The following is a 6,946-nucleotide window of genomic DNA, read 5'->3' as shown; positions in this document are numbered from 1 at the left end:
TTCGCATAAAGCGCATAAAATCTGCTTGTTTACCGAAATAGCATAGAAATTTGCCTAACAAACGCTTCAAGAGGGACAGCCAACGCGTGGCATTTTTACTATGCGTTGGCTTTTGTGATTATTGCGTTATGCGGAAAGTTGGCAGTAGCGTTGTCTACCCCTTAAGCGGGCGTTATGTCTATCCACATATTTGAGGTGTTTATTATGGGTCGAGCAAAAGAAGAAATGATACTTCGTGATGAGTTGCAGCCAATGTATGACTGGATCGAGGATAATTATGGTGACGATGCTGGTGAAGAAGGCTCAGATGAATGGGAAGAAGCAGTACAAGCATATGATGACCATATTGAACATGAGTTACGCCAACAAGAGCTAGATTGGTATCTTCATGAAGAATTAGAGTGGTATGTCAAAGACCAATCTCAAGTTGGTGTTTTTGACAGCCAAATTAAAAGTATTTTAAACCTTTTGAATGTGGCTACCGATAATGAAACTCAATTCTCGTTGTTAGTCATGCTGCATGCTCATACAGTTGCTTCTTTAGAGGCGTATCTTGCTTCTACTTTCATCCATAGAGTAACTAATTCAGATGAACTGATTCGTCGTTTGGTGGAAACAGATCCGGTATTTTCAGACATGAAGTTCACAATGAAGGATATTTATAAGAAGCATGAAGGTCTTAAGCTAACAGTAGCGGACTATTTAAAAAAGCTAATATTTCATCGTTTGGACATAATCAAGCCAATGTATAAGTCTGTATTAGACTGCGATTTTGGCAACATATCTTGGCTGTTTTCTGCGGTTAAAATTCGCCACGATTGCGTTCACCGAGCTGGTTTGGACAGTAATGGCAATAAGGTCGCAATAACACCTGAATCAGTCAAAGAACTAGTGAACAATTCTAGGGATTTGGTTCAACATATTGAATATGAAATGAAACAAAAAATTGTTAGCGATATCCTTGGCTTATAGACATAACAAGCAATTTAAGAGGGATTCACAACGCTTGGCATTTTTGCTTCTACTTCAAATTTAGTGTTTATGGCACAATGCTTTGGGTTCGGGTGGTAGCGTTGTTCACCCCTTAATTGGGCGTTATGTTTTTAATCAGGTTCAGAGAATCATGGAAGAAAAGAGTCAGTTATTTTTACAGCAGTACCTTCGAACTTTACCTAGTGAAGTGTCTGAAAAATACACATCATTTAGTTCGGATTACTTTTGCGCGGATGAATATAACGCAAATCTATGTGCTGATTTAATCCTACGTGGCGAGAAGCGTGCATCATGCAGCATGGAATACTGGTATAGCCACGAAAGTGAAGTATTACCTATAGTTGGCCACCTTCAAGTGGTCACAAACTGGGATGGTGAACCAATTTGTATAATTGAGATAACATCTGTCTCAAGTTGTCGATTCAACGAAGTGACGGAAGAGTTTGCGGCAAGTGAGGGTGAGGGCGACAAATCGCTAGAATGGTGGCGTAAGGCTCATTGGAAATTTTTCTCACGTGAATGTGAAACTTTAGGTATAGAGCCAAGTGAGGATATGTTATTGGTTTTAGAACACTTTAAGGTCGTGTATCAGTAAAAACATAACAAACGCTTCAAGAGGGACACCCAACGCGTGGCATTTTTATCATGCGTTGGGTTTCGTGATTATGGTGTTATGCGGAAAGCTGGTAGTAGCGTTGGCTGCCCCTTAAGCGGGCGTTATATTTCTTTTCAGTTCAACCATCAAAAGGATTCATCATGAACGTGGATAAGGCGAAAAAACGCATATTGAAACGAGTACAAAGAGGTTTCAGAGGTTATCCGCAAATATCATTAGAGTATTTCGGTGAAACGAGCGATTTGGCGACCGAAGTAGTCATCACTTTTGTTCCTGAAGAAAATGCCGAACCACAAATTCAGAGATTTACGAGTGACAAAGATGTCTGTGAAGATGAAGCGATTCAATCGGTATTGCTAAAAATCATTGAACGAGCAGAAGCTGCGACTGTTTTAGAGAGCCGAGAAATATCGGTTATTTAATGATTTTTGGCAATGCTCAACGTTCTATCACGTTAGAGTTGAGAACGAAAATATAACAAACGCCTCAAGAGGGACTGTCAACGCGCGGCGTTTCCAGTCCCATTGAGCCGCGGTGGTTTCGGTTGTTGTGTTTGGGTTTGGTTGTTATGCGTTGTCAGCCCCTTAGGCGGGCGTTATATGCTTTATCAACTCAGGAGAAGAAATGGATATTTTAGTAGAACAAGAAATCGAACTTCACCAGTATGAGATACGAAAAAATAGAGCTGATATTGAACGCCTAATTCACCCGAGTTTTACTGAGGTTGGTAAATCAGGTAACAGTTTTAACTTTGACTCGATAATCGAAATGATGAGTTCAGAAAAGCCTTCGGATTTGCATGTTCATTCGCAAAAATACGAATGTATTCAACTTGAACCGTCAGTTCAGCTTCTTAAATATGAATCAGCTTTAGTCAAAGAATCTGGTGAAGTAAGCGATTATGCTAAACGTTGTTCTATTTGGGCATTTACTGGTAGCTGTTGGCAGTTGAAGTATCATCAAGGGACGCCATGTGCGGCTTTTGAATTGATATAAAACTAGGCTTGGTGGTCAGGCATATAACAAACGCTTCAAGAGGGACAGCCAACGCGTGGCATTTTTACTATGCGTTGATTTTTGTGATTACGGTGTTATGCGGAAAGTTAGTAGTAGCGTTGTCTGCCCCTTAAGCGGGCGTTATATGCCAGTAATCAGAAAGTCGATAGCAGCAATAATCTCATTTCTAAAAGTGCTCAACTCATTCACAGGATCACGCAGGATTTTAGTTGGAACACTCGCCATTTGATGAGTTAGGATTACGAAGTCGCCTTCATCAATGTGGATCACTGGGCACAGGTGGGTAGGGGCTTTCTTCTCTAACATTTCAACCGGTGTTAAGGGAATCACCAGTCGGGTATTCAGCGTATCAAGCATTTCACTTTGAACATCAACAAATTATGGGTAAGCGGTAGCAGTGCTTTTATCGTTATTTTGGTATAGTGAAAATTGTGACATTAGAATACTCGGTAAGAATCGGAAAACAGGCCGTGATTTTCTGTTAGTTCATTGCAAACGCTAATAGCATCTGCATTTTGCTCTAACCACTCAGTTTTACGGCGTTGTTTAACTTCTTTTTCAAGAGCTTTTTCCATTGTTGCAGAGAGGTTTATGTTTAGTCGCTTAGCTTCAGCGAGTAGTTCGCTGTTTAAGCTTAAGTTTGCAGCCATTTTGGGTGCTTGCGTACTATATGAGTTTCTCATGATAATTACCTATGCGTATTTTTAGTGCGCATTAAGTATAGGCGCACGAAAGGCATATAACAAACAATTTAAGAGTGATTCCCCACGCTTGGCATTTTTGGTTTGGGTTTAGTTTAGTGTTTACGGCGCCCTAGTTGAGTGCAGTGGTAGCGTGGCTCACACCTTAATTGGGCGTTATGTTTTTAAGAGGAAATCATGTTTACATTGGATGTTGATATCGATCTGAAACTGGCTTTGGTTACTCCCAAGTTTGCTTCGGCCTATCTTGAAATTGTCAGTCGAGAGCGAGAATACTTGAGTCAATGGTTAGCTTGGCCTCCTCATGCAACCAATGAAGAGTTTTTTCTTAGCTTTATCAAAAGTTCATTGCATGATTATGCTGATGGAAAATCCTTGGTTTGTGGGATGATTTACCAAGATAAGTTGGTTGGAAATATCAGTTTTAACAGTATTAACCGTCAACTTAAAAAAGTAGAGATTGGCTACTGGTTAAGCTCTGAATACCAAGGTAAAGGTATCGTGAGTAAGTCAGTTTTAAAACTGACCGACTTGGCTTTTACTGAATTTGATATGGAAAAGGTTCAGATATCAGCAGCAAGCGAAAATATTCCAAGTCATAATGTATGTGAACGTTTAGGTTTCTCGCTTGAGGGCATAATCAGTCGCGCAGAAAATTTGAATGGCCGAGTTGTAGATCATGCTGTTTATGGTCTAAATCGCACCAATTGGCCCAAAACATAACAAACGCTTCAAGAGGGACAGCCAACGCGCGGCATTTTTACTATGCGTTGGTTTTTTGTGATTACGGTGTTGTGCGGAAAGTTAGTAGTAGCGTTGTCTGCCCCTTAAGCGGGCGTTATGCCTCTCGAAAGCTTAGTATCAAGTTTGAAGTGCGACACTTTTTACAGGTGCGCATGAATATACTCCGTTGGTGTCCTATACCCAAGTCTTTTGCGTGGGCGCGTATTTAATTTGTGTGCAATTTCATTGCAGAGCTTCTGTGTCACGTGTGACATAGAAGTTCGTTTTGGTAAGTATTGTCGTATCAAGCCGTTGGTGTTTTCATTTGTACCTCGTTCCCATGAGTGGTAAGGGTTTGCAAAGTAAAACAGACAGTTATGATGTTTTTCTAGTTGTGCATAACCATGAAACTCAGTGCCGTTATCCGCAGTTATCGTCTTAAAAGGTAAGTCAGAGCGGGTCATGATTTTGCTCATTCTTACGTTGAGCGACTCGCTTGTTCTATCGTCCATTTGCCCAATAAAAGTGTAGCCAGTCATTCTGTCGACTAAGGTCACGATACAGTGCTTGGTTCCGCGGCCAACGACGGTATCAATTTCCCAATGACCAGGCTCTTTTCGATGCTCAGCTTTTGCAGGTCTTTCGGTAATATGACGCTTTGCTGCCAGCCGACCTCGGCTGTCTTTTGAGTTATACCTTTTACGCCTTTTCTTAGTGGATTGGCGTAGGTGTTTCCATAGTGTTCCACCGAGAGTTTTGTCGTTCCAAATATGCTGATAAATGAGCTCGTGACTCATTGTTGGATAGCCTCTTACCCTTAGGTATCCGACGATTTGGTCAGGGCTCCAATCCAGTTTCAGGTAACCTGAAGTCGATTTCGCTGTAACGCTTATTTCTGCGCGAGCGGCTCAGCCGGTTGCGAGCCATTTGTTGGGCTCTCCACGCCTGATAGGAGTACCTTTTAAAGTGTCTGTTGTATCGGGAATTGCGTTCAATTTCTCGATATATAGTGGCTTTGTGACGACCTAGTTGTTTAGCTATTTTAGCGGTACTAATACCTTGCTTTCTGAGTGCAGAAATCATATAACTTTCAATCTCAGTAAGGTGCGTGTATTTCATGTTTTTTACTTCTTGGCGGGAGCAAACTTCATGATTATCGCACCTTACTGTTTTTATGTTCAGGGGTGTCGCACTTCGTACTTGAATCCAAGGACAATGTTATCGAGCATTTCGCACTTGCTGAAAGCCTTGCTTGTTGAGTTTGTCTCATTCAAAAGCTTGATTTGTTGCTGAACGGTGGACTTTGTTTTGGCGGCTTATACATCACGGCTCTTACTTGGGTTGACTCTTGAATCACTCAACCATTGCAATTGTGGCTTTTGGTTGTGTAAATTCAGTTTATCTCATTGAATTTGCATAACAAACGGCTCAAGAGGGATTGCCAACGCATGGCGACTTTGGTGCAAAATTTAAGTTCAGTGTTTAAGTGTGTTTTTTAAGTTCGGCGATGCGTTGTCAACCCCTTAGCCGGGCGTTAGTAGCCCACCGACTACAATCAATCGGTAGGGAATTTCTGCTTCTGGTGTAGAACTCGCATTATGCGAATAATTGAACCTTCTACCCAGTACGAAACGATCATTGAGATTTCGGGAATAATGAGTAATCGTCCTCGAATTCCATCCCGTTGAACACCCATCAATGGTTGTTCGAGTAAGTTTTCTACTTTAGCCTCAATAATGTCATCAGTTTTTTCAGCCGCATCAGGGTTAAAGTCATAAAGAAACTCAAAGATCTTCTCACGATCATTTAGCGATTCCTCTTCCCATAAAATCATTGCTGGCCTCGATTACGAATTTTGGCCTTTCGTTCAGCCATTCGTGCTTTAGCTGAATTATGTTCAACAAATGAAGATTTTCCTGAGTCAAACTTCTCAAATGCTAGGTTTATTTGTTCAGTTAACCAAGCGTCATGAGATAATGTTTTTCTTTGTTGCTCAGCCATTTGTTCAGTAAGTTCACGGCAAGCATCGCTGAGTGTGCGACCTTGGCTCTCAGCCATTTGTTGGGCTAAGCGTTTAATTTCGTCATCAATACGAAATTGAATTCTAGTGTCCATGAGTAGCTCCCTAAGTTTGCGTGTGTACAAATGTTAGCACTGGAATCGAGCAAGGGCAACTAACAAACTGCTCAAGAGGGATTCGCAACGCGTGGCATTTTAACTATGCGTTGAATTTAGTGATTAAGGTGGTTTTCGGTAACTTCGGTATGGCGTTGCTCACCCCTTAGCAGGGCGTTAGCTTAACTATTGCAAAGTTGCTAAATATGCCTTTGGAAGATAATTTTTCAGTTCTTCGAGTAGTAAGTGGGCATTCGTGGGAGTGATTAATCGGGGATCGAACTCGTCCGAGTTCATGAGTCTTTGATGTATTGGTACTAGTAGCGGAGATTGTAAAATGTAGGCCATAGCCCATTCGCCGAACTGTCTGGTTGCAATAGGTGCTTTCTCTACGACCATTATATTTGTATGGCGTTTATCTTTTTCTATCAGAGCAAATACTTCTTCAATATCCTTATTTTCTCCTTCAAGGCATTGAAAGAAGTAATGATTTTAGTAATAGAGAACCCCTGTGATATTTTTGCTAGCATTCCTTCCAATAGCTTCAGCAAGGATGTTATCGATTTCATCTAAATTGCATTTATCTGACATCGAGCTAGTGTAAATAAGTTTTGTAAGCTTCATCTTGGTGCCCCTAGACATTTTTGTAAAGTATAGACGATTTAAGCTAACAAACGCTTCAAGAGGGACAGCCAACGCGTGGTATTTTTACTATGCGTTGGTTTTTGTGATTACGGTGTTATGCAGGGAAACCGCATGAAGGTCGTTGATATATAAGGGC

At 41.1% G+C, this 6,946-nt stretch carries 8 protein-coding genes and 3 pseudogenes; 5 read left to right on the top strand and 6 right to left on the bottom strand.

The features are described 5' to 3' along the window. Positions 1–204: 204 nt before the first annotated feature. From AACT18_RS16240 to AACT18_RS16225, 4 genes are all read left to right on the top strand, one after another. The gene (locus AACT18_RS16240; RefSeq protein ID WP_094144301.1) at positions 205–972 is read left to right on the top strand and encodes a hypothetical protein; all 768 of its coding nucleotides are present in this window, start codon (positions 205–207) and stop codon (positions 970–972) included. Between the two features lie 151 nt (positions 973–1,123). Further along, positions 1,124–1,588: an ASCH domain-containing protein gene (locus AACT18_RS16235; RefSeq protein WP_094127290.1), complete on the top strand. Its 465-nt coding sequence runs from the start codon at positions 1,124–1,126 to the stop codon at positions 1,586–1,588. 161 nt (positions 1,589–1,749) lie between these two features. Next, the gene (locus AACT18_RS16230) at positions 1,750–2,031 is read left to right on the top strand and encodes a hypothetical protein (RefSeq protein ID WP_176428345.1); all 282 of its coding nucleotides are present in this window, start codon (positions 1,750–1,752) and stop codon (positions 2,029–2,031) included. A gap of 202 nt (positions 2,032–2,233) precedes the next feature. Next, the gene (locus AACT18_RS16225; protein WP_046126198.1) at positions 2,234–2,605 is read left to right on the top strand and encodes a nuclear transport factor 2 family protein; all 372 of its coding nucleotides are present in this window, start codon (positions 2,234–2,236) and stop codon (positions 2,603–2,605) included. A gap of 141 nt (positions 2,606–2,746) precedes the next feature. Here AACT18_RS16225 and AACT18_RS16220 read toward each other — a convergent pair. Then, a pseudogene (locus AACT18_RS16220) lies at positions 2,747–3,064 on the bottom strand (CcdB family protein). Further along, complete coding sequence (locus AACT18_RS16215; RefSeq protein ID WP_094144291.1) at positions 3,064–3,309, bottom strand: type II toxin-antitoxin system CcdA family antitoxin; 246 nt, start codon at positions 3,307–3,309, stop codon at positions 3,064–3,066. The pseudogene AACT18_RS16220 and the gene AACT18_RS16215 overlap by 1 nt, the downstream one beginning before the upstream one ends. Positions 3,310–3,504: 195 nt before the next feature. Here AACT18_RS16215 and AACT18_RS16210 point away from each other — a divergent pair, with 195 nt between their 5' ends. Continuing rightward, complete coding sequence (locus tag AACT18_RS16210) at positions 3,505–4,050, top strand: GNAT family N-acetyltransferase (protein WP_094144290.1); 546 nt, start codon at positions 3,505–3,507, stop codon at positions 4,048–4,050. A gap of 161 nt (positions 4,051–4,211) precedes the next feature. Here AACT18_RS16210 and AACT18_RS16205 read toward each other — a convergent pair. From AACT18_RS16205 to AACT18_RS18180, 4 genes and pseudogenes are all read right to left on the bottom strand, one after another. Beyond that, positions 4,212–5,169, bottom strand: a pseudogene (locus tag AACT18_RS16205) (IS30 family transposase). Between the two features lie 436 nt (positions 5,170–5,605). Beyond that, positions 5,606–5,884 carry a type II toxin-antitoxin system RelE/ParE family toxin gene (locus tag AACT18_RS16200; RefSeq protein ID WP_010320663.1) on the bottom strand — a complete coding sequence of 93 codons (279 nt, stop codon included), beginning with the start codon at positions 5,882–5,884 and terminating at the stop codon, positions 5,606–5,608. Next, a complete protein-coding gene (locus AACT18_RS16195) occupies positions 5,881–6,165 on the bottom strand; it encodes a type II toxin-antitoxin system RelB/DinJ family antitoxin (RefSeq protein ID WP_094146620.1) in 285 nt (94 codons plus the stop codon). The genes AACT18_RS16200 and AACT18_RS16195 overlap by 4 nt, the downstream gene beginning before the upstream one ends. Positions 6,166–6,351: 186 nt before the next feature. Next, positions 6,352–6,789, bottom strand: a pseudogene (locus tag AACT18_RS18180) (BLUF domain-containing protein). Positions 6,790–6,946: the final 157 nt, after the last annotated feature.

The sequence above is a fragment of the Vibrio sp. V04_P4A5T148 genome (assembly GCF_963875605.1).
Classification (GTDB): Bacteria; Pseudomonadota; Gammaproteobacteria; order Enterobacterales; family Vibrionaceae; genus Vibrio; species Vibrio anguillarum.
Note: the sequence above shows the minus strand (reverse complement) of the source record. Positions and strands in the feature narration are given on the sequence as shown.

Bases quoted from the DNA above. Each gene is read 5' to 3' on its own strand.
- AACT18_RS16215 (WP_094144291.1), bottom strand. From the start codon at position 3,309: ATGAGAAACTCATATAGTACGCAAGCACCCAAAATGGCTGCAAACTTA.
- AACT18_RS16195 (WP_094146620.1), bottom strand. From the start codon at position 6,165: ATGGACACTAGAATTCAATTTCGTATTGATGACGAAATTAAACGCTTA.
- AACT18_RS16235 (WP_094127290.1), top strand. From the start codon at position 1,124: ATGGAAGAAAAGAGTCAGTTATTTTTACAGCAGTACCTTCGAACTTTA.
- AACT18_RS16225 (WP_046126198.1), top strand. From the start codon at position 2,234: ATGGATATTTTAGTAGAACAAGAAATCGAACTTCACCAGTATGAGATA.
- AACT18_RS16210 (WP_094144290.1), top strand. From the start codon at position 3,505: ATGTTTACATTGGATGTTGATATCGATCTGAAACTGGCTTTGGTTACT.
- AACT18_RS16200 (WP_010320663.1), bottom strand. From the start codon at position 5,884: ATGATTTTATGGGAAGAGGAATCGCTAAATGATCGTGAGAAGATCTTT.
- AACT18_RS16230 (WP_176428345.1), top strand. From the start codon at position 1,750: ATGAACGTGGATAAGGCGAAAAAACGCATATTGAAACGAGTACAAAGA.
- AACT18_RS16240 (WP_094144301.1), top strand. From the start codon at position 205: ATGGGTCGAGCAAAAGAAGAAATGATACTTCGTGATGAGTTGCAGCCA.